General features: G+C 60.4%; 18 protein-coding genes. 8 read left to right on the top strand and 10 right to left on the bottom strand.

Annotated elements, in window-relative coordinates; genetic code table 11:
- Positions 1-234: 234 nt before the first annotated feature.
- From mksF to mksB, 3 genes are read right to left on the bottom strand one after another with little or no spacing between them, the layout of a single operon-like run.
- Positions 235-3066 carry an Mks condensin complex protein MksF gene (gene mksF / locus NRB16_RS28180; RefSeq protein WP_253140667.1) on the bottom strand — a complete coding sequence of 944 codons (2832 nt, stop codon included), beginning with the start codon at positions 3064-3066 and terminating at the stop codon, positions 235-237.
- A complete protein-coding gene (gene mksE / locus NRB16_RS28185) occupies positions 3063-3770 on the bottom strand; it encodes an Mks condensin complex protein MksE (RefSeq protein ID WP_045483486.1) in 708 nt (235 codons plus the stop codon). Before mksE ends, mksF begins: the two co-directional genes overlap by 4 nt.
- Positions 3760-5037 carry an Mks condensin complex protein MksB gene (mksB, locus tag NRB16_RS28190; protein WP_045483483.1) on the bottom strand — a complete coding sequence of 426 codons (1278 nt, stop codon included), beginning with the start codon at positions 5035-5037 and terminating at the stop codon, positions 3760-3762. Before mksB ends, mksE begins: the two co-directional genes overlap by 11 nt.
- A 200-nt stretch (positions 5038-5237) precedes the next feature.
- Here mksB and NRB16_RS28195 point away from each other — a divergent pair, with 200 nt between their 5' ends.
- Positions 5238-6065 carry an energy transducer TonB gene (locus tag NRB16_RS28195; RefSeq protein ID WP_257107494.1) on the top strand — a complete coding sequence of 276 codons (828 nt, stop codon included), beginning with the start codon at positions 5238-5240 and terminating at the stop codon, positions 6063-6065.
- Complete coding sequence (gene rimI / locus NRB16_RS28200; protein ID WP_253117706.1) at positions 6058-6510, top strand: ribosomal protein S18-alanine N-acetyltransferase; 453 nt, start codon at positions 6058-6060, stop codon at positions 6508-6510. The genes NRB16_RS28195 and rimI overlap by 8 nt, the downstream gene beginning before the upstream one ends.
- Here rimI and NRB16_RS28205 read toward each other — a convergent pair whose 3' ends face one another.
- Positions 6511-6915, bottom strand: coding sequence for a serine kinase/phosphatase (locus NRB16_RS28205; RefSeq protein ID WP_253117705.1), 405 nt, complete (start codon positions 6913-6915; stop codon positions 6511-6513).
- Between the two features lie 136 nt (positions 6916-7051).
- Between NRB16_RS28205 and can the strand changes: the two genes are divergently transcribed.
- Positions 7052-7690 (top strand): carbonate dehydratase, encoded by a 639-nt coding sequence (gene can / locus NRB16_RS28210; protein WP_253117703.1) that lies wholly within the window; start codon positions 7052-7054, stop codon positions 7688-7690.
- A 157-nt stretch (positions 7691-7847) separates the two neighbouring features.
- On the opposite strand, the gene NRB16_RS28215 is transcribed toward can, so the two are convergent.
- Positions 7848-9473 (bottom strand): methyl-accepting chemotaxis protein, encoded by a 1626-nt coding sequence (locus NRB16_RS28215; RefSeq protein WP_257107495.1) that lies wholly within the window; start codon positions 9471-9473, stop codon positions 7848-7850.
- A 146-nt stretch (positions 9474-9619) separates the two neighbouring features.
- Positions 9620-10297, bottom strand: coding sequence for an HD domain-containing protein (locus NRB16_RS28220; protein WP_257107488.1), 678 nt, complete (start codon positions 10295-10297; stop codon positions 9620-9622).
- A 119-nt stretch (positions 10298-10416) separates the two neighbouring features.
- Between NRB16_RS28220 and NRB16_RS28225 the strand changes: the two genes are divergently transcribed.
- A complete protein-coding gene (locus NRB16_RS28225; protein ID WP_253117698.1) occupies positions 10417-10788 on the top strand; it encodes a zinc ribbon domain-containing protein YjdM in 372 nt (123 codons plus the stop codon).
- Positions 10789-10810: 22 nt separating this feature from the next.
- Here NRB16_RS28225 and NRB16_RS28230 read toward each other — a convergent pair whose 3' ends face one another.
- On the bottom strand, positions 10811-11236 hold the full coding sequence (locus NRB16_RS28230) for a universal stress protein (RefSeq protein WP_257107489.1): 426 nt from the start codon (positions 11234-11236) through the stop codon (positions 10811-10813).
- A 318-nt stretch (positions 11237-11554) separates the two neighbouring features.
- On the opposite strand from NRB16_RS28230, the gene NRB16_RS28235 reads away from it, so the two are divergent.
- Positions 11555-12748: a sugar transporter gene (locus NRB16_RS28235; RefSeq protein WP_045483463.1), complete on the top strand. Its 1194-nt coding sequence runs from the start codon at positions 11555-11557 to the stop codon at positions 12746-12748.
- Here NRB16_RS28235 and pcsA read toward each other — a convergent pair.
- Both pcsA and NRB16_RS28245 read right to left on the bottom strand, forming a co-directional pair.
- On the bottom strand, positions 12738-13457 hold the full coding sequence (gene pcsA / locus NRB16_RS28240) for a phosphatidylcholine synthase (RefSeq protein WP_045483461.1): 720 nt from the start codon (positions 13455-13457) through the stop codon (positions 12738-12740). The genes NRB16_RS28235 and pcsA overlap by 11 nt on opposite strands.
- 74 nt (positions 13458-13531) lie before the next feature.
- A complete protein-coding gene (locus NRB16_RS28245) occupies positions 13532-15523 on the bottom strand; it encodes an alkaline phosphatase family protein (RefSeq protein ID WP_257107490.1) in 1992 nt (663 codons plus the stop codon).
- Between the two features lie 212 nt (positions 15524-15735).
- Here NRB16_RS28245 and NRB16_RS28250 point away from each other — a divergent pair, with 212 nt between their 5' ends.
- Positions 15736-17376, top strand: coding sequence for a methyl-accepting chemotaxis protein (locus NRB16_RS28250; protein WP_257107491.1), 1641 nt, complete (start codon positions 15736-15738; stop codon positions 17374-17376).
- A 15-nt stretch (positions 17377-17391) separates the two neighbouring features.
- Here NRB16_RS28250 and NRB16_RS28255 read toward each other — a convergent pair whose 3' ends face one another.
- Entirely contained in the window at positions 17392-18795 is a 1404-nt protein-coding gene (locus NRB16_RS28255) for a diguanylate cyclase domain-containing protein (protein WP_257107492.1), read from the bottom strand.
- Between the two features lie 426 nt (positions 18796-19221).
- On the opposite strand from NRB16_RS28255, the gene NRB16_RS28260 reads away from it, so the two are divergent.
- Both NRB16_RS28260 and NRB16_RS28265 read left to right on the top strand, forming a co-directional pair.
- Positions 19222-20667, top strand: a complete 1446-nt coding sequence (locus NRB16_RS28260) for an ATPase domain-containing protein (RefSeq protein WP_045483455.1) — start codon at positions 19222-19224, stop codon at positions 20665-20667.
- Positions 20668-20691: 24 nt separating this feature from the next.
- The gene (locus NRB16_RS28265) at positions 20692-21051 is read left to right on the top strand and encodes a response regulator (RefSeq protein WP_257107493.1); all 360 of its coding nucleotides are present in this window, start codon (positions 20692-20694) and stop codon (positions 21049-21051) included.
- Positions 21052-21173 lie beyond the last annotated feature (122 nt).

Below are 21173 nucleotides of genomic sequence, written 5' to 3' on the forward strand. Positions count from 1 at the left end.
GATGGTAGTGTGGGGCTTCCCCATGTGAGAGTAGGTCATCGTCAAGATTCAAACACAGAACCCCTGATCGCTCTGCGATCGGGGGTTTTGCTTTTGCGCGCGGAAAACATGCCGTATGCATGGGGGAGCGAGCTTGCTCGCGAAGCTGTTTGTGGCTGGAACGGATCGCCGCCCGGCCGATCCTGCAGACAAAAAAAGACCGCCCCGAAGGGCGGTCCCGGCAACACTCTGAACTCAGAGCGCTTCTTCTGCTTCCACCACCGCCTCAGCCTTCACAGGCTCTTCACGGCGTTGAATGTACTTCCAGTCCGCTTCATCGATGTAGATGCCATGCGGCCCGCTACCGCCTTCCAGGTCAATGGCCACATGCGCTGATACCTGAGGCTTCACACTCGCCAGAATCGGCACAAAGCCCAGTTGCTGGCTGGTTTCCAGCAGTGCCGACTGGTTCTTCTCGTCGATATCTGCTGCTTCATCCAGGTAGTAAGGCAGCCGCACCCGGCCAGCCAGGTCGCGGTCCATCAAGTGCAGCAACAAGTACATGTTGGTCAGTGCCTTGATGGTCATGGTCGTGCCGTTCGAGGCCGCACCGTCGATGTCGGTGTGGATTACCGGCTGGCCGTTGACCTTGGTGATCTCGAACGCCAGTTCAAACAGGTCCTTCAGGCCCAGCTGGTTATGGTTCGCTGCCACTAGCCGCGCCAGATACTCCTTGGCCTCTTCGTTCTTGTGATCCTGCTCGGCACTCTGACTCAGGTCGAATACCGACAGGGTCTCGCCTTCTTCGTACTGGCCGGCGCTGTGGATAATCTGGTCGATGTGCTTGAGCGCCTCCTTGTTCGGTGCCAGCACGATCCGGAAGCTTGCCAGGTTGGAAACCTGTCGGCGGTTGATCTCGCGGTTGAACAGTGCCAACTGGTGTTCCAGGCTCTCGTAGTCGCTACGGATATTGCGCAGGGTCCGGGCAATATCGGTAACAGCCGCCCGGCGCGCCTTGCCCAGCGTCAGGGCTTCGTCGCTACGGTGGGCATAAGCATTGATCAACAACTGCAGACGACGTTCGACGTCTTCTTCACTGTCGAACTTGGCCACGCCCTTCAGGCGCACCTGGGCATACAGCGCATCGATCTGACCGTCACAGCGCAGCAGTGCCTGCCAGCTGTCTTGATAGTCGTTGAGCAGTGGCAACAGGTTGTCCATGGAGTCGTCGACCGCTTCCATGAACGGGGTGCCCAGCGGCAAGTCGGCTGGTAGCAACTGCCGGCGACGCAGCGCGTCATCGAGTGTGCGTTGCTTGGCCTCCAGATCGCCGATCTGGCGTGCCACCAGTTGCAGCTTGGCCGACAACTGCTGGACACGTTCGGTAAAGGCGTCGCTTGAGCGCTTGAGCTCGTCCTGAGCGGCTTCCATCTGCGCCAGTTCTTCGAGCTTGCCCGGTTCTTCAGCGCTCAGGGTCTGGCTGCGGCGGAAATCTTCCAGAGCCTTTTGTGCATCAAGGACCTGCTGATACAGGGCTTCGGTCTGACTCTTGCTGGCGGTGCGGTCGGCTGCCACGGATTGCTGGGTCTTGAGTTGCTTGAGTTCTTTTTCCAGGCGGTCTTTCTGATCACGCAATGCAGCGCGGTCGGCCAGCGCTTGCAAGGCCGGTGGCTCGATGCTCGACAAGTTGATCGACAGGCCCGGTACTTCGAATTGCTCGCCCTTGAAGCCATCAAGCAAGGCTTCCAGCGATTTGACCCATACATCACCGTCGTCTATGGCGATGCCTTGCTCGCCCAGCGGCAGGCTGAACAGCGCGCCATTGAAAAGCCGCATCAAGCGTTCGACATCCGGTTGCGAGAACTCTTCACGCAGACGCGCATAACTGTTGTTGTCCGCATGGTCGAGTTGCTGCCTGACCGACTTGAGGCGTTTTTCCAGATCCCTCAGTCGCTCTTCCAGATCCTCGGCGCTGAACTGTCGCGACTGCGCCAGGGCGCCGGCCAGTTCGTCGTGCGCATCCTTGGCTGCGAGCAACTGCTGCTCCAGCACCTTGGCGTCCTCGACCAGTGCGAAGCGGTTCTTGAGAACTGACAACTCACCCAGCCAGCGCTGGATGCTGCTGATCTCACGTTCCAGCCGCATCAGTTCCTGAGTGCTGTTGCGCTGGTCGTTCTGCATGATGTCTTGCTGGGCACGGTAGTGCTCTGCCTGGATGACCAGTTCTTCCTTGCGTGCCCCGGAATAATCCGACCAGGTGCCGAGCAGCGAGTCGAGCAGCGGCGACAGGCGATGCAGCTTGCCGCGCAGTGCATCACGCTGACGCACGCCATTGGCCAGGGCCTCGACCAGCGGGCCGGCCTGGACCAGCGAGTTATAGTCCTGCTCCATGCGTCGTACATCGCGGAAGGCTTCTTCACAGGCGGCGATATAGTCCACGTTGCCGGAGCGCAGGCTGTGCTCGAACGCATCGAGGAACAACTGCTTGAGTTTCGCCGCAGTGATCTCGCGCATGTGCAGCAGGTTGATGAACAGGGCGCGGAAGGTCTTCAGGCTCTGTTCGCTGGTCGAGCGCAGCGGAATCAGGGTCAGGTCCAGCGGAATCGACGTATGACCGCCGACCAATAGCCGGCGCAGCTCGTCAGGCTTGAGTTCGTAGGCTTTCAGCCCATGGCTTTCAAGGTTGTTGAACAGCTCTTTCTGACGCAGGCAGGTGTCGTTTTTCTGGTAATGGGCCAGGTCGAGGCTGCCGGCATAGGCGAAGAACTGGTGACCGAAGCCGCCGCCCGGGCCGCGACCGACCACGCCGATCACATGCGGTCCATGGGGCAGTGATACTTCGACCAAAATGTAACTGGTGTCCGAGGCAAAGTAGAAGCGCCGCGATTGTTCCAGGTTGTAGCGGCCGAAACTCATGTCTGACATGCGCGCCAGAATCGGGAACTGCAACGCGTTGATCGACGCACTTTTGCCCAGGTTATTGGCGCCATAGACCGACAGCGGATGTTCCAGCGGGAACAGCCCCAGGCTGTAGCCTGCCGTATTGAGCAGGGCAAAGCGGCGGATGCCGTAGCGTTCCTGGCTCATGCATTGATCTCCTGTTGTTCTTCGGCAATGGCGCGGGCCAGCGCCTGCTCCTCGGTTTCCTGCTCATCAAACGGAGCAAGGTCCAGCGGGTCGTCGGTGTGCAGCAGCTTCTCGTCACTGTCATCGTCGACCAGGATCGGCGTCGGCAGCGGCAGGTCGCTATGCAGCGTGGCGGCCAGGTCGCGGTCTTGCTGCACCGACAGGCACACATCGAGGAAGCGGTGCATCGGCGGCAGGAAGCGATAGATGCCCAGTTCTTCGTTGGCAAAACCCAGTTGCGTCATGCGCCGCATGATCTTTTCTTCAAGTTCTTCCTGGGTCTGTACTTCGGCCTGCAGAAACAGGTCGCGGTACTTGTCCAGCAACGAAGGCAGTTCATCACGGCCCAGGCTGCCGCCATCGAGCACGTTCATCGGGTCGCGGCCCTGGTCGGCCAGATGCTCGACCAGAATGAAGGTGAACAGCGCCAGACGCTGGGCGGTCTTGTTGACCTGCGCGGCAGCCTGTTCAGGCACGAAGTAATAGAAGCCGCGAGTGTCGCAGACCAGCTCGAAGCCCAGCGCCTTGAACAGCGTGCGGTACTGGTCCTGAGCATTGGACAACTGGGCATACAGCTCCGGGTCGCGGCGGCTGATGTGGTAACCCTTGAACAGCTCGCGAAAGATCGGAGCCAGTTGGGACATTTCAGACAGATCAAGATGCATGAGTGACGCTCTCGGAATTCTCTGGCTGCTCGCCGTTGGCAGACAGCAGGGCGAAGGAGCGCAGGCTGACGCGATGCTCCTGGGTGAAATACTCGCGGCGCTCCAGGCGCTGGCGTGCAAAGCGTTTGTCGCGCGACAGGCGGGAGAACCAGTACAGCAGTTCGTCGGTTGCGCCATCGGGCTCCTGTTCCAGCAGCCAGTTCATCAGGTCCGGCAACGGCAGTGCGCTTTCACAGCGCTCCAGCATTTCCTTGACCGTGCGCGGTGCCCGAGGTGGTTCACCCTTGCGGGTGCTGCTGGCCTTGGGAAACTTCGCAGGTTTGGGTTCGAAGCGTGCCAAGGCATAAACATAGGCTTCAACCTGGCTGGCACTGCCGAGAAAGGTGCTTTGCGGCCGGGTAAACATCGGCATGGCCGCCTGCGGTACGGCATCGATACCTTTACGCCGGATGGCCGCCAGGGCCAGTGCGGCGCCACGGGTCACAGCATTGTGCCGGCGCGCTTCTTCGCGCAGCGGCAGCAGCAGTTCGCGGGCATGGCGCAGGGTCAGTTGCGCGTTGGTCTGCATCTCCAGAATGCGCGCATGGGTGCGCAGCAGCATGTCGTCGTCCACCAGATGGCCGAGGCGTTGCTGTTCGGTGAGCAGGCGCAACAGCACCTTCTCGACCTTGCGCACGCCCTGTTCGAACGCGCCATCGGCCGCGACCAGCTGGATCATTGGCTCGACGTATTCGTCCCAGGTCGCCAGTACCTCGGCATAGCGCTGACGCAGCGGAATCTGCCGGTCGCTGGTCTTGGCCCGCTCGGCCACGGCCACCAGTGCCTGCTCGTCGTTACCGAGCTTTTTCAGCACGTCGCGCACGCGCATGTCGAGCAGCCGCAACTGGCGAGCCAGGTCGTTGGCATCGCGGATGTCGAAAGCATCCTGGATGTGTCCGGCCAGACGCTCCAGGTGGCGTAGATAAGCTTCTATTTCCAGGCACAGGCCCAACCGGTGCTCGCGGCGCAGGTAAGACATGAAGTCATGAATCTGTGCGTTGAGTTCGAAGCGGTTCGGGCTTTTGGCGACCGGCACCAGGATGTCCAGGCGAATCCAGACGTCCAGCAGGTGGGTAATATCTTGCGGGGTGCTTTCCTGCTGCTGGCCTGCCAGTTGCTGGCGCAGCTCGCTCAGGCTCATGGTGCCCTGGTCGAAATGCTCGCAAAGAGGCTCGAGCAGCGACCAGTGTTCGGCCAGGGCGCGCAGGACTCGCTTGGGTTCGATCATGAAAAGCTCGACCGTTGGCAAATGAAAGGCGCCGATTGTACTGCATCAACACTGCAAGGTTTCACCCCGGCAGATCAACCTTGCGCCGGAACACGGCAATCTGTGGCCAAGCGGATGAACGGTGGGTGGAACAGCACTGGCAGTAAACTTCCAGAGTCCCTAAACTTGCGCGCCTGACTTATCCACAAGTGGCCGATCTTTTGCTGAACGAGTCTCGTCGTCGCGACTATCTGAGCGCCATGCAAGTGGTGAGCTGGCTGCCGCGCACCGAACTGCCTTTCGCCGCGCCTTCGCGGCCGCAACTGCTGGAGTGGCAGCCTGAGCCAGAACCGCTCAACAGCCAGGCTGTACCACCGGCCAGTGCAGCCAATGACGCTGTATCGCGCAGCGATGCCGCGTCGGCAGCGCCGCAAGCCCGGCAGCCGTCCGAGCGGCCCAAAATCGAAGTCCCGCGCCCCTCATCGACCACCCACAAAGCCGCGCCCAAACCGCTGGCCAGCAAAGATGACGCTGAGTCCGCGCCGGCGCCAAGGGCTGCCGCGGTTCCCCCGCCACGTTTTGCCCTGCAATTATTGCGCGCCGGGCATTGCCTGCTGTTGGTCGAGTTATCCACCGGCCAGCCGTTTCAGAGCCGTGATCCATCCTACCTGCTGCTCAAGGACATGCTGCGTGCGGCCGGCTTGCCCGACAGCCCGCAAATCGTTGGCGAGCCGGTACGCTGGCCGTTGCTGGTACGGGGGCAAATGGACCAGGGCCCGGAAGCGGCGCGGGATTTTGTCCAAGGGTTCGTCGCCGCACGGCTGGAAGACCAGCCTTGCGCCTGTCTGTGGCTGATTGGCTTGCCGGCGGTGCGTTTTGCCGGGGAGGCCGATGGCGAGGCGTTTTATCGTGAGCTTCAGGTCGAAGGCCTGGGTTCGGCCTGGGCGCTGCCAAGCCTTGAATTGTTGATGGACGAGCCGCAGCGCAAGGCTGACGTCTGGCAGGCAATGCGGCGTCTGATGACGCGCTGGAATACGATCAATGAGTGATGCAATTACCTTTCGCCGCATGACCGAGGCGGACCTGGATGCGGTATTGAAGATCGAATACGCAGCGTTCAGTCATCCCTGGACCCGTGGCATCTTCCTCGATGCCCTCAAGTCCTATGAAGTCTGGCTGATGTTCGACGGTGCACAACAGGTTGGCCATGGCGTCATTCAGGTCATCATCGATGAAGCGCATCTGCTCAACATCACGGTCAAGCCGGAAAATCAGGGTCGTGGCCTGGGCTACCGGTTGCTCGATCATCTGATGAAGCGCGCTTACCAGCTCAACGGCAGAGAGTGCTTTCTGGAGTTGCGCGACAGCAACCGACCCGCTTACCGGCTCTATGAGCAATACGGGTTCAACGAGGTCGGTCGTCGTCGCGACTACTACCCGTCTGCTGACGGGCGTGAAGACGCGGTGGTCATGGCTTGCACCTTGCTGGACTGATCACTCGCGCTTGCCGTCAAGCGGGTCCAGATTCGCCAGCTCCTCTTCATCCAGCCCGTGGCCGGCGCCGATGTCGGCCTGGTCAGCTACGCTCAGTTCAAAGTCGGCGGGGTGGTCTGCACCGGGCTCCGCTGGCGACCGGGCGCCATCTTCGCGGATCAACACCTCTGGCGCCAGGTCATCGTCGGTCGAGTGATGGTCAGCGGTCGAGGCACCGGTCAGGCCCGCTTCACGTACCCGACGTTCGGGAAGCGCCTGCTGCCGCTCTGGCCCAGGCAGTTCGTCGCCAATACGTGCCGTGTCGTCGTCATCGAAGTCGAGGGTTTCCATTGAGCCCATGCGGTCCTGAATGTCGTCGATGGGCTCCGGTTGTTCGGCGTGAAACGGTCGGCGTTGCTCGCTCATGGCACAATCCTCTTGATGCGGGGTATGCAGGGTGGACCGGCCCGCGGGTAGAAGATTCCGTCCAATCGACCGGCGCCGTGACCCGGCGCCGATTGCGCCAGTCAAACCTTGAGCATCATCTCTGAGGTATCGAGCCGTGACCTACGCACTACAAGAATTGATCGACAACAACGAACGCTGGGCCGAGGCCATCAAGCAGGAAGACCCTGACTTCTTTGCCAAGCTGGCTCGCCAGCAGACCCCCGAATACCTGTGGATCGGCTGCTCCGATGCACGGGTGCCGGCCAACGAGATCGTCGGCATGCTGCCGGGCGATCTATTCGTGCACCGCAACGTGGCCAACGTGGTCTTGCACACCGACCTGAACTGCCTGTCGGTCATCCAGTACGCAGTGGATGTCCTGAAGGTCAAACACATTCTGGTCACCGGTCACTACGGCTGCGGCGGCGTACGCGCCTCTATGCAGGACCAGCAGTACGGGCTTATCGACGGCTGGCTGCGCTCGATCCGTGACCTGTACTACGAGAACCGCGAAGCGCTGAGCAAGCTGGCGACCGAGGAAGAGCGCGTCGACCGTCTGTGTGAGCTCAATGTGATCCAGCAGGTGGCCAACGTCAGCCATACGACCATCGTGCAGAATGCCTGGCACCGCGGCCAGAGCCTGTCGGTGCATGGTTGCATTTACGGGATCAAGGACGGCCGCTGGAAGAGCCTGAATGCGACCGTCAGCGGCATGGACCAACTGCCGCCACAGTACCGCCTGCGCCCGCTTTGACCGTTTGCGGCTAAAGCGGCTTCCAAAGCCTTCACGAGCGAGCTCGTTCCCACCGTATTTCAAGTCAGGATTGAGGTGGGAACGACCGGGCGGCGCTCCGTCTTGGTTGTGAGGGCGCCAGGCCAGACAACACATTGCTGGCGCCTGACCCGTACCGTTACAACACGAACCGCTGCACCATGCTATTCAGATCATTGGCCAGCATCGACAACTCATTGCTGGCCACGGTTGTCTGTCTGGCCCCTGAAGCGGTCTGGGTCGACAGGTCGCGGATGCTGTTGAGGTTGCGGTCCACTTCATTGGCCACTTGGGCCTGCTGTTCGGCTGCGCTGGCAATCTGCAGATTGCGACCGTTGATGGTGGTGGTCGAACTGATGATTACTGTCAGTGCCTCACCGGTGGCGGCCGCCTGTTCCAGGGTCTGGTTGGCCTGGGTGGCGGTATGTCGCAGTGAGTTGGCGGTGTCCTGAGTGCTTTTTTGTACGCCGCTGATCAAGTTCTCGATCTCGGTGGTCGATGCGCTGGTACGTTGCGCCAGTGAGCGTACTTCATCGGCCACTACGGCAAATCCGCGCCCGGCCTCGCCGGCCCGCGCCGCTTCAATGGCGGCGTTGAGGGCCAGCAGGTTGGTCTGGTTGGCGATCGCACGGATCACATCCAGGATACTGCTGATGCTCTGGGTCTGTTCGGCCAGACCTTCTGCCTGGTGTGAGGAGTCCAGCACGTTGTCGGTCAGGTCCTTGATCGACACGATGGTCGCCGACAACCGTTCCTGTCCCTGAGCCGCCGCCTGGCTGGAGGCTTGCGACTCGTTCACGGTAGTGCTGGCGTTATCGGCCACCTCGACCGCCGCCTGGCTCATTTGGTTGATTGCCACCGCAGCCTGTTCGATCTCGGTATTTTGCAGCTTGAGGTTGCTGGCGCTGGCTTCGGCAATGCTGCCCATTTCCTGTACCGCCTCGGACAACTGACCGGCTGCGGCGTAAATCTGGTCAATGGTGCTGTGCAGGTTACTGCGCATGCGTTCCAGCGTATGGAGCAGCTGCGCCGGCTCGTCGGTGCCGGGGGCGATATCGTGTTCGGTCAGGTCGCCCTCGGCAATGGTATTGGCGATATGCAACGCATCACGCATGGGCTGGATGATACTCACGCTCAGGCGCCAGGCCAGCAGCAAGGTCAAAAGCAGCACGCCGGCAATCGCCACCAGGGCGATGATGCGCGTCTGGGCGTAGCTTTCATCGGCAATCTGCACCGCCACCGCCGCGCTCTGGCGGTTGAGTTCACGCAGCAGTTGCACCTGCATGTCCATCAGGTCGCCCTGAATCGCCAGGGTCGTGTCGGCCAGCATTCTTGCCTGGGGCAGGTTACGTTGCTCAATCAGCGCCATCTGGTCGTGCAGGGCGGGCATGAACGCCTTGTAAGCGTCTTGCAGGGCCTTGATCGAGTCCCGTTCGGCCACTGCCGTGGCATGTGCCAGATACTCTTCGAAGCCCTTTTCGACCTCGTTCCTGAGCTGCTCGACATTGATCTTGCTGTTGATCACCGCACCGGGATCGTCGGCATTGGCCACCAGCCGTGCCGATTCGGCGCGCAGTTTGACCAACGCAATGGCCAGCGCGTCGGCCATGGCAATACTGGGCAGGGAGCCGCTTTGCACCGCTTCGCCCTGATTACGGATGGCCTGCATCTGCAGCAGGCAAAACGCGCCGAGGGCGACGGTCAACACCGACGAAAAACCCAGGCACAGCACCAGCCTGGGGGTAATCCTGAAACGGCGCAGCAACGTCGTCTTCGAGGAGCGACGAAATACACGAGCCAGGAATTTTTTCACAGCGCAGACCCCTATCAGCGGACTTGTAGAGCTGTCCGTTTATAAGGCTGTTTGATGATGTCTTTGTGACATCCGCGGCAGTAAGTATTTGTTTGACGTCAAAAATCTGATTTTGCGACAGGCGGTTGTGCGCCGATCTCTTCGAGCAATTCCTCAAGGAAGCGCTGCATCCGGGAATGACGAACATTAGCCATTCGAGCCCCGGTGGCGGTCTGGAAGCCCTTGGCCAAATGCAGCAGTTTGGTTTGAAAGTGATCAATGGCGAACTGCTGATCGTCCAGTGTCCGCTGCCCGGCCTGCGGGTCGAAGGGATCGTAGAGGCGGCTGCCCAGCCGGCCTGAGACATGAAACATCCGCGCCACGCCGACCATGCCCAGCGCATCGAGGCGGTCGGCGTCTTGCAGTATCTGCGCTTCCAGGGTCTGTGGCGCAATGCCGGCAGAAAAGCTGTGGGCTTCGATCACATGGGCGACGGCCGCGACACGCTGCTCGTCCCAGCCTTTTTCGGTCAACAGTTCACTGGCTCTGGCCGCCGCCAGACGCGAGGCGCTGCTGCGAAACGGCGAGTTTTTCTCCACCTCGACACAATCGTGCAGCAAGGTGGCTGCCACCAGAATGTGCGGGTCGCCGCCTTCATGATTGCGAATCGCGCAGACGTTGCGCCAGACCCGCAACAGATGTGAGAGATCATGGGCCGCGTCGCTGCGGCCTGCACGGGTATGCGGCAGTAACAGGCTGGCCAGGTCCTGGAAAGGCTCGAAAAGATGGTCAGGCATCACGGCGCTCCTGCGATCGGATCCGCGCTCTAGCTTGCCGTCAGGCCGTGGTGCAGTGCAAGGCCGGTGCGGCAAAAGGCCGTGCTTTTCCCGAAGGCGGTAAAAACCCTTTATACTTCATGGTTTTTCCACCCTTTGATGCGAGAACTGCTGTGAGCTTACCGTCCTGCCCGAAATGCAACTCCGAATACACCTACGAAGATGGCAGCCTGCTGATCTGCCCGGAGTGCGCCCATGAATGGTCTGCCGAGGGGGATGCGGGTGATGCTGACGATGTAAAAGTCATCAAGGACGCCACCGGCAATGTGCTGCAGGACGGCGACACCGTTACTGTGATCAAAGACCTCAAGGTCAAGGGCTCGTCGCTGGTGGTCAAGGTCGGCACCAAGGTCAAGAATATCCGCCTGGTCGAGGGTGATCACGACATCGACTGCAAGATCGACGGTATCGGCGCAATGAAGCTCAAGTCCGAGTTCGTCAAAAAGGCCTAACAGGTAGTTTTTCAACGGCCTGCTAACGAACCTCCACCAGCACCGGGCAGGGCGCAGCATCGAGTACCTTGCTGCCCACCGACGGGTCAAGCAATCGTGCGAGAAATGACAGGTGGCGGTGGCCGATGACAATCAGGTCGCTGCCGATGCGTCGTGCCTCGGCGCAAATGGCCTCGGCCGGTTCGCCACTCAACGTGGTGCGCACACAGGCCAGGCCCAGCCGTTGCCGGGCCTGCTCGATCAGGTCTTGCGCGTGATGCTGTTCAGCGGCAGCGGCGGGGTACTGTTGCTGCTCAAAGGCATCGTCGGGATTGTCCAGCGCATAGGCCGGGTCGACTACACACACCAGATGCAGCGTGGTGTCGGGACCGGTCAGCGAACTGGCCAGTTCAAGCACCTTGAGGCTTTGCGTGCTGCCATCGAGGGCAACCAGAATGGTGGTGAACATGCAGACTCCCAGCGTTCGACTGCGGGCAGTCTGACCGCCTGCCGCACGGTCGGTAAATGCCGTCACCTGCAACTATGCATTGTGGCGAACGCAATTGATGAGCCGGTTGTGATGATGCCTGTGCGCACGTAGACTTTGCGCTGTCCGCTGTTGTTCCATACCCACAAGAATCCGCCCCTCCATGCTTCGTTCTGGCGCAGGCCATGAGCGCGGTGTGCTGCGTGGCGTTTTTTCTTGCCTGGTTGCAGGGGTATGGACTGTACGTAATGGTGTCGGGCGCAGTGCCTGGCCGTTTTGATCGAGCGTTGCCTATCCCTGATGAATACAACCACGACTGCTCATGGCGGTAGCTGGCTTGGCGTAATCGCGCTGGCGCTGGCAGCTTTTATCTTCAACACCACTGAGTTTGTGCCCATCGGCCTGTTGAGCAATATCGGCGACAGCTTCGCTATGACGCCTGCACAAGTCGGCCTGATGGTGACCATCTACGCCTGGGTGGTGTCGCTGATGTCGCTGCCGATGATGCTGCTTACCCGCAATATCGAGCGGCGCAAGCTATTGATTGCGCTCTTCGGGTTATTTGTCTTCAGTCACTTGGTATCGGCCGTTGCCAGCAGCTTTGGCATGTTGCTGGTCAGCCGGGTCGGGATCGCTTTTGCTCATGCGGTGTTCTGGTCGATCACCGCATCGCTGGCGGTGCGCGTTGCGCCGCCAGGCAAGCAAGTGCAGGCGCTGGGCTTGCTGGCCACAGGTACTTCGCTGGCCATGGTGCTGGGGATTCCGTTGGGGCGCATGCTCGGCGAGGCGCTGGGCTGGCGCACCACATTTCTGGTCATTGCAGGCGTGTCGGGTCTGACGCTATTGCTGATCTGGCGCGCCTTGCCATTGTTGCCCAGCCAGAACTCCGGCTCGTTGCGCAGCTTGCCGATGCTGTTCAAGCGTCCACGTCTGGTCGTGCTGTATGTGCTGACCGCAACGGTGGTCACGGCGCATTTTACTGCCTACACCTACATCGAACCTTTTACCCAGACCGTCGCCCACCTGTCAGGTGCAATGACGACGTTGTTGCTATTGGTGTTCGGTGGGGCCGGAGTCATCGGTTCGGTCATCTTCAGCCTGTTCAGCAGCCGCTTCCCCAATGGCCTGCTGATCGGCACCATCAGTGTTCTTGCACTGTGCCTGCTGCTCTTGCTGCCGGTATCGGGCAGTACCGCGGCGATTACGGCACTGGGTGTGGTGTGGGGCGTGGCGATGATGTGTTTCGGCCTGCTCCAGCAGGCTCGGGTGCTGAACCTGGCGCCGGATGCCACCGATGTGGCGATGTCGCTGTTTTCCGGCATCTTCAATATCGGCATCGGTGGTGGGGCGCTGCTGGGCAGTGTGGTCAGCAGCCAGTTGGGCGTGGCCAATGTTGGCATCGTCGGCGGGCTACTGGCTGGCGTCGGGTTGTTGCTGTGTTGTACGGCCACTTACCGCTTCGCCAGGCAACCGGACCCGCAGGCTAGCCCTTGAGCCGCCCCAGCCATTCCAGCGAGGTGCGCCAGATACACACGCCCAGGAAATAAGCCGACATCAGCAGCCATATCCCCATCACCACTGCGCTTTCATGGGGGTGGGTCATGATCAGCCAGCCGCTGCACACCAGCCATACCGTGGTCACGGCAATATTGACCGGCATGAAGCGACGCACCCGGAACGGGTGCAGGAACTTCACCCGGGTCACAGTCAGCAGTGCCAGCGCGACGATGGTCAGGAAGGTTGCCCAAGGTGATATCGGCAGGATGAACAGGCACAGCGCGACCACGTTCCAGGCGGCTGGAAAGCCCTGGAAGTAGTTGTCCTTGCTTTTCATGTCGACATTGCAAAAGCAGAACAGCGATGACACCAGGATGATCGAGGTGCTCAGCAGTTTGGTGTAATCGGGCAGCGGGATATACCAGTAGATGAACAGCGCCGGGATAAACACGTAGGTCAGGTAGTCGATCACCAGATCCAGGGTAGAGCCGTCGAAATGCGGCAGCACCGAACTGGTATTGAGCTTGCGCGCCAGCGAGCCGTCCACGCCGTCCACGATCAGCGCCACGCCCAGCCATAACAGGCAGGCCTTGGGCTGATTCTCGAACAGTGCAATGGTGGCCAGAAACGCCAGAACCACGCCGGTGGCAGTGAAACCGTGGGCGCCCCAGGCATTGAGCCTGGCGATACGTGGGTTGGATATCACTTGCTGTTCTCCAGGAAGCCATGCCAGGGAGTCCCTGGCCAGTGAGCTATCGACCGGGCCAAGCGCCATAAGGTTCAGCGCTGACTTTGCCCGGGTTCATTGAACCAACTACGGTCCAGACCTTTCTGGTCCTGATCCGGCTCCATGAAGCGGGTCGGCGGGGTGCCGTCGGCATTGAGCTGGTTGATCAGGGTAGGTTGCCCTTGCTCATTGAAGAACACCTGGCCGAGGCCTGCCGAGTTCCACAACCGTTCGCCGGCCTTGCTGTGTTCCGGCGTGCGCGGAATGACCTTCATCAAGCGCCGCTTGGTGAACCAGTTCAGTGGGGAACGCGGTGAGTATAGCCAGCGGTTGAGCCGGTCGAATATAGCCAGCAGACGCTGCGGGAATTCATTTTTGATCCCGCTGCTGGTGATCTGCCAGATATGCGGCGCGCCCTTGCGATGACGGATCAGGATTTCGTAGACAAACGAGTAGTGCACGTCGCCGGACAGAATCACGTAATTGCCCGGCGTGCGTGAATGCCGAAAGATATTCAGGATCACCTGGGCTGCGCCGCGGTGGGCCATCCAGTTTTCCGCATCGACCAGCAACGGGTAACCGCACCAGCTGAAAATTCGCTGGATGGCCTCGATCAGCTTGACCCCGAACACCGGAGCCGGTGACACGATGATCGCGCTCTTGTGATCGATCAACTCCTGCTGCAGCTCGCACAGCGCCTCCCAATCGAGCAGCCCGGAAGGCTGAGCCAGATTCGACTCGCTGCGCCAGCGCCGGGTGCGGGTGTCGAGCACCACCAGCGCCGGCTCGGTGGGCAACACGTAATGCCATTGCTCAAAGCGCAGCAAACTGTCGATCAGCGCGTCCAGCGTCTGGTTATCGAGCATGCCGTCGTTATTCATGGCGCGGCAGCTCAGGGCATGGAACTGTTCGGTGGCCTCGGTAAAGACGTCCGGGTTATTGCCCCAACCCTGACACAACAGATAGCCGACCAGCGCATTGCCGATGATGCGCCGTGAAAACGGGTGGCCATAGGCAGTTTCTTCCCAACTGGCCGACAGGTTCCAGTCGTCAGTGACATCGTGGTCATCGAAGATCATCAGGCACTGCAAATGAGCCATGACCCGTGCGCTGCCTTGCAGGCCTTGCCTGAAACTTTCGACCAGTTGCTGTTCATATCGATAACGCTCGCGGCGCTGCTCATCGAGTTGCGGTGCGCTGATGTCGATCAGTGTCCAGGGCACCGGCGACCAGACCAGCAGGTACATGGCCATGATCTCGGCCAGGGTCACCAGATGGTTATCGGCGTTGCTGCTGGTGAACACCGGCTTGTTGACCCCGCCAAAGAAGCGTTCGCGCAGGGTTTCGTTGCTCTTGAGTGCCGGCAGCAGCTCGGCGCGGCGGTAATAGCTGGCCGGGTGGTCATAGAGCTGAATACTGTCGTCCACCACCGCGCCCTCAAGCTGTTCGTCGAACAGCTCCAGGCGCTGGATCAAGGCATGAATGGCACGCAGCATGGGACCTGCGACGTCGTCGGCGTAGACCTGATCGCCGCTCATCATCAGCAGGGCCGGGCGCTCCTGCGGCCTGGGCCCGGCGGCCAGCAAGCGGTCGGCACACAGCAGCCCTTCGGCGGCTGGATGGTGCGGTTTGCGGCACGAGCCATGCAGCATGTGATCAATCCGGCTGCGAATCACGAAGTTCGGCAGCGCGGCACCGGCATACAGCACATGCGGCGCCCAGTTCGCTATCGAGGCCTGTGCTTCGTCGAGCAGCAGGTCATAGTCGATCTGCACGTCACACGGCAGCGGGTTGTCGAGTTGCAGGTCAATCAGGTGCACAAAGGCATGGCGACCGATGGCGACCACCTGGCACTGCTCGTCGTTCAGCGGATAGTCGTGCTGCTGCCGCTGGCCCTGAGCATCGTTGAATAACAGCCGCAGGGTTGGTGCAAGCGGCCGTGAACCGACCAGCCACAACACCAGCCGATTGCTCTCCTGACGACGCAGGATCGGGCCTGCAAGAACACTGGGTAACGCACAGGTTGCATTGATTGCAGCGCACATCCGGGTTTATGGCTCTCTACAGATTGGGCGGCCATGGTAACCCGGCCAGTGTGAAAATTTCCTCGACCGCCATCCTCTGCGCGGATAACCGTACGGCAGAAAAACCTTCGTCCATCCCTCAACGCTGATCGAACGTGGCCGATAGCGTCATGAACACACATTTGGCAAACCGTGCCTGGTTCAACCCTGATGATCTCTGGAAGGCTCTGCGTATGAATTGGTTCTACGACGCGAAACTCTCGACCAAGCTGCTTCTGTCCTTTGCGCTGTGCGCCGTGATTACTCTTGTGGTGGGCCTGATAGGCAGCCGGGGTATCGGCGAACTGTCCGACAGTCTGCGCCTGGTGTTCACCAATAACCTCATCTCGGTGGCCAAGACCTCCGAAACCAAGACCAGCGCTGTCACCCAGAGCCGCGACTTGTATCGCCTGGTATCCGCCTATGCATCCGATGCGCCGCAAAGCGCTCGCGATGAAATCATCAGCAAGATGCGTGAAAGCCGTAGTGCAGCTGAAAAAGCCTTTGCCCAGTATCGCACCACGCCGCTGGCCGACGACGAGCGCGCAGCCGGGGACAAGATGGAGCAGGACTGGCCGGCCTATCAGGCGTTGGTTGATCGCGCTGTGACCCTGCTCGGTTCGGGTGACCTGGCAGCCGCCCGTGCGTTCATCGATGCCGATGTACACCGTGCTTATGTCAAAGTTATCGACGAATTGACCATCATTGTCGAATCGAACAACCGTCAGATCGGTGAAGGTGCGGCTGATGCCACCCAGCAAGAGAATTCGGCCAAGCTGACCCTGTATATCGGTATCGCCATCGCCTTCATCGCCGCTTTCGCTCTCGGTGTATTCATCAGCCGGATCATCAGCGCACCGATTTCCAGCGCTGTGATCAGCGCCCAACGGGTCGCCAGTGGCGACCTGACCCAGCCCATTGTCAGCACCCGTCGCGACGAAGCCGGCCAGTTGCTCGCGGCCCTGGGCGATATGCAAAACGGTCTGAAAGGCACCATCCAGCAGATCGCCAGCGCAGCCGACCAACTGGCTTCCGCCGCTGAAGAACTCAATGCCGTCACAGAAGAAAGCAGCCGCGGCCTGACCCGTCAGAACGATGAAATTCAGCTGGCGGCAACCGCGGTGACCGAAATGACCGCCGCCGTCGAAGAGGTGGCCCGCAATGCCATGTCGACCTCCGATGCCTCCAAGCTCACCAGTGACGAAGCAGCCAGTGGCCGCGACCAGGCCCGCAACGCGGTCAAGGCCATCGATACGGTCAGTGCCGAGATTTCCAGCTCCACCACCCAGGTCGAAGAGCTGGCCGGTCAGGTGCGCGAGATCGGCAAGGTGCTGGACGTGATTCGCGGCATCGCCGAACAGACCAACCTGCTGGCCCTCAACGCGGCCATTGAAGCGGCCCGTGCCGGCGAGCAGGGGCGCGGTTTTGCGGTGGTCGCCGACGAAGTCCGCGCCCTGGCCGCGCGTACCCAGGCGTCCACTGGTGAAATCGAAGCCATGATCGGCTCGGTGCAGAGCAGTGCTGACCAGGCCGTGCGGGCCATGGGCAACAGTCGCAGCCTGGCCAGCGAGACCCAGACCCTGGCCCAGGCCACCGGTCAGTCACTGGAGCGCATCGCGCAGAGCATCGCGCAAATCAACGATCGCAATCTGTTGATTGCGACGGCATCCGAACAGCAGGCCCATGTGGCTCGTGAGGTGGACCGTAACCTGGTCAATATCCAGGACCTGTCGACCCAGACCGCCGCAGGTGCCAATCAGACCAGCGCTTCAAGTCAGGAGTTGTCGCGCCTGGCCGTGTCGTTCAATGGTCTGGTGGGCAAGTTCCGGCTTTGAACGACAGGCCATAGGCTATGGGGTGTAGACCCGCCAGGTATTGCGCCCGGCGGTTTTGGCCTGGTACAGCGCCTGGTCGCTCAGGCGCAGCAGTTCGCTGACGGTATGCGCCTGTTGCGGGGCCAAGGCGATGCCGATGCTGGCGCCGATCAGCACGTCGCGCTCCTGCACCCTGATCGGCTGGCTGAGTGTGCCTATCAGGCGTGCGCACAGTTGATCGAGGCTGGCAGGTGCCGGATTGCCCTGCAGCACAACCACGAACTCGTCCCCGCCCAGTCGCGCAGCCATGGCTTGATCGCCCAACTGCGCTTGCAAACGATGCGCGACTTCCTGCAGCACCTGATCGCCAGCAGCATGGCCCAGCGCGTCGTTGACCGGCTTGAAACGGTCCAGATCCAGATACAGCAAGGCCAGCGGGCGAGCAGGCGTCTGCTCCAGCAGATCACCAAGGTGGCGGGTCAGTTGATAGCGATTGGGCAGGCCGGTCAGAAAATCATGTTGGGAAAGGTGTCGGGCTTCAGCCTGACTGCGCAGCAGTGCCTCGAACTGTGCATCAATCTGCCGTGCCGAGGTCAGGGCGTGGCGTAACAGCACCGTCAGCACGCCGATCAAGGCCAGCACCGCCGCGATGAACAGCGGCAGGGTCTGGCGCAGCAGGTCCATACCCGGATGGGGCGGTGTCCAGTGCAACAGCAGCGCTGAGTCCGGCAGGCGCATCGACTCCTGACCGGGCAGCGCATTGGCTGCCAGGGTCATGGCGGGTAAACCATAGGTTTCGCTCAGCTTTGCCAGCTCGTCGCGATCAAGCAGGGTCGCGAAAATCATCACTGACGGCGGCCCGGCAGTGGCCTGGATCGCCGGGTCCCAGCCCGGCGTGATAGTGGCCGCCGCCACCAGCGCCGGGGTATCGCCCACCTGCATAGCCCGCACGATACTGCCTTCTTCCTTGTCAGTGGCCCGCGCATCGGCCAGCAGCGCGGCCAGGTCGCCTTGCAGCCACTGGCCGGCCTGTACGTTGGACGCCTTGCCATCAATCACTGAATAGACGGTCTGGTCCTGCGGGTTGACCACCAGTACCGCGTTGTAGCCATACAGGTCGAACGGAATGTCACCGACATTACGCTGGTCATCGGCCCAGACCTTGTCCACTTTCAGGTGCAGGTTCTTATAGGCCTCGCCCCACTTGCTGTAATTGATGATGTTGCGGCCCACTTCATTGCGCACCTGATCAAGGGTACGGGCAATGAATATCCGCGAGCGCTGCTGGACATCGGCATCCTGACTCAGGGCGTTTTTGATCAGCAAGTAACAACCCAGGCCGATTAACAGCGCCAGCGCCGCAATCGCCGGGAGCAGGCGCAGGATCAACTGACGGCTGTGCTGTGTAGCCACCCAGCGGGTCAATGTGGGATTTAGCATGGGGACACCTGAAAACCGGTTGAAAAATGACAGTGCCCCCTTTCCCTGAAGACCTGCGGTCAAAAATGACCGGCTGACTAATGGCTGCCAGGGCTTATCCTACCGCCCGTGCATGACAGCCTCCAATAATTGCTTGATGGCATTGAGCTATTTCGCCGGGTGAAGACGGTTCAGACCGCCAGCCATCGAGCAGTGCTCGTTAAAGTGCCCCGTCACTCTGAGTCGTGGCCCGACAAGGATTTTCTGTAACCGTTCAAGATCGTTTCAATTGGTTTGTTGTCCAGATCAAAGGTCGTTCGCGACCACGGACTTGAAAGATCACAAGAGCTCAGGGTTGAGAAGCTTTTATAACAGAGCCAGAATGCGTCACTTGAGCGTGTTCTGAACGAGCATGCCGGCGTTGCCGAATACCGGGAGAAAGAGATCTTGAACCAGCTAAAACGCCTTCAGAGCGGAATTGAAGGGCTTGATGAGCTGCTGAAGGGAGGCTTCGTTTCAGGATCCTCCTACATCATTCAGGGGCGCCCCGGATCGGGCAAGACGATCCTGGCCAATCAGATTGGCTTCAACCACGTGCGCGACGGCGGGCGCGTGTTGTTCGCGACCCTGCTGGCCGAACCTCATGAACGTTTGTTCCAGTTCCTTTCGACCCTGAGCTTTTTCGACAAAGACCGGATCGGCGAAGAGATCCAGTTCATCAGCGCCTTCGACACCATGGAAAACGAAGGTCTGGATGAAGTCGTGAAGCTGCTGCGGCGGGAAATCTCGCGGCAAAAATCGACAGTGATGATTCTCGACGGCCTGCTCAACGCCCGCTCCAAGGCCGACTCGCCGCTCAATACCAAGCGTTTCATTTCCGAATTGCAGGGCCATGCCGCCTTCGCCGGCTGCACGGTATTCTTCCTGACCAGCTCGCAACTCGACGACGGCAGCCCGGAGCACACCATGGTCGATGGCGTGCTGGAACTGGGTGAAGAACAGCTCGGCTCACGGCTGGTACGCCGCATCAAGATGCGCAAAACCCGCGGCAGTGCGGCATTGGCCGGCGATCATGAGTGCGAGATCACCGATGACGGCCTGGTGGTCTATCCGCGCCTTGAGAGCACCGTGACTCATTCAGCCATGCGTGACAGCGACACGCTGGGGCTGGTGCCCAGTGGCCTGGCTTCGCTTGACCCGCTCATCGGCGGTGGTCTGGTGTCCTCCTCGGTCTCGCTGATCATGGGGCCTTCCGGCTCGGGCAAGACGTCTATAGGCATCAACTTCCTGGCCGAGTCCACGGTAGCAGAGCCGGGGCTGCACTTCGGTTTCTACGAGTCTCCCCAGCGCCTGCGGCTGAAAGCCAAAGCGCTGGGACGTGATTTCGCGTCGCTGGAGGCTGAGGGTGCACTGACACTGCTCTGGCGTTCGGTCACCACGGAAAAGATCGACAAACTGGCCCTCGAACTGCTGCGCTTGGTCGAGCAGAAATCCATCCGCCGGGTGTTCATCGACAGCCTTGGTGGCATGGCCAGAACGGCAGCAGACCGATCGCGGATTCTCGATCTGTACACGGCGTTGATGGGAGAGCTGCGCAGCCGCAACGTCACCGTGATCGCTTCCTGGGAGGTGCGCAGTATCCTGGGTGAAGTGGTCGATGCCCCGGCTTCGGATTTGTCCGGAATTGTCGATAACCTGCTGCTGGTCAGATTCGCAGAATCAGACTCTGAACTTAAACGGCACCTGTCCATCCTTAAAGTTAGGGACAGTGCTTATGATCCTGCGCTTCTCGAGCTGGTGATAGGTAATCAGGGCATAGACGTTCGCAAGGCTTTTTCTCATGTATTCAACGACGACAACGGTGCAGATTCACAACCGTCATCTCGCCCATGACTCATTGAGCAGGGTGGGCGCGCTATGACCACGATTCTGATTGTCGATGATGAGTACCTGATCGCTGAGATCCTGAGCTTCGCGCTGGAGGATGAGGGCTTTCTGACTGTCACCGCGGGCACTGCGCAAAAGGCGCTGACGATCCTGGACCGGGAAAGACCGGGCCTGATTATCACCGACTACATGATGCCGGGCATGAACGGCATGGAGTTCGCCGCTGCCGTGCGGGAAAACCCTCAGTTTTCCACCATTCCCATTGTCTTGATGAGTGGTGCCCAGGCACACCTGGGCTCGGCCAGGCCTGAGCTGTTCACCAAGGTCTTTGAAAAACCGTTCGAAATCGAAGCCATGGTCGAGAGCGTGAAAAAGCTGCTCAACCAGTAACCGGTCGTATCCCGCGCTAAGCACGGAACCTCGTAGGAGCGGCTTCAGCCGCGAATCTTTCGTGGTTAAAGCTTCGCTGCTGAAGCGTTCGCGGCTGAACCCGCTCCTACCGGGTATTGCAT

The organism is Pseudomonas sp. LJDD11 (genome assembly GCF_024584215.1).
Classification (GTDB): domain Bacteria; phylum Pseudomonadota; class Gammaproteobacteria; order Pseudomonadales; family Pseudomonadaceae; genus Aquipseudomonas.

Bases quoted from the DNA above. Each gene is read 5' to 3' on its own strand.
- NRB16_RS28205 (WP_253117705.1), bottom strand. From the start codon at position 6,915: ATGAGCGAGCAACGCCGACCGTTTCACGCCGAACAACCGGAGCCCATC.
- mksF (WP_253140667.1), bottom strand. From the start codon at position 3,066: ATGAGCCAGGAACGCTACGGCATCCGCCGCTTTGCCCTGCTCAATACG.
- NRB16_RS28225 (WP_253117698.1), top strand. From the start codon at position 10,417: ATGGTTTTTCCACCCTTTGATGCGAGAACTGCTGTGAGCTTACCGTCC.
- rimI (WP_253117706.1), top strand. From the start codon at position 6,058: ATGAGTGATGCAATTACCTTTCGCCGCATGACCGAGGCGGACCTGGAT.
- NRB16_RS28255 (WP_257107492.1), bottom strand. From the start codon at position 18,795: ATGCTAAATCCCACATTGACCCGCTGGGTGGCTACACAGCACAGCCGT.
- NRB16_RS28230 (WP_257107489.1), bottom strand. From the start codon at position 11,236: ATGTTCACCACCATTCTGGTTGCCCTCGATGGCAGCACGCAAAGCCTC.
- mksE (WP_045483486.1), bottom strand. From the start codon at position 3,770: ATGCATCTTGATCTGTCTGAAATGTCCCAACTGGCTCCGATCTTTCGC.
- NRB16_RS28265 (WP_257107493.1), top strand. From the start codon at position 20,692: ATGACCACGATTCTGATTGTCGATGATGAGTACCTGATCGCTGAGATC.
- NRB16_RS28235 (WP_045483463.1), top strand. From the start codon at position 11,555: ATGAATACAACCACGACTGCTCATGGCGGTAGCTGGCTTGGCGTAATC.
- NRB16_RS28245 (WP_257107490.1), bottom strand. From the start codon at position 15,523: ATGTGCGCTGCAATCAATGCAACCTGTGCGTTACCCAGTGTTCTTGCA.
- NRB16_RS28250 (WP_257107491.1), top strand. From the start codon at position 15,736: ATGAATTGGTTCTACGACGCGAAACTCTCGACCAAGCTGCTTCTGTCC.
- mksB (WP_045483483.1), bottom strand. From the start codon at position 5,037: ATGATCGAACCCAAGCGAGTCCTGCGCGCCCTGGCCGAACACTGGTCG.
- NRB16_RS28220 (WP_257107488.1), bottom strand. From the start codon at position 10,297: ATGCCTGACCATCTTTTCGAGCCTTTCCAGGACCTGGCCAGCCTGTTA.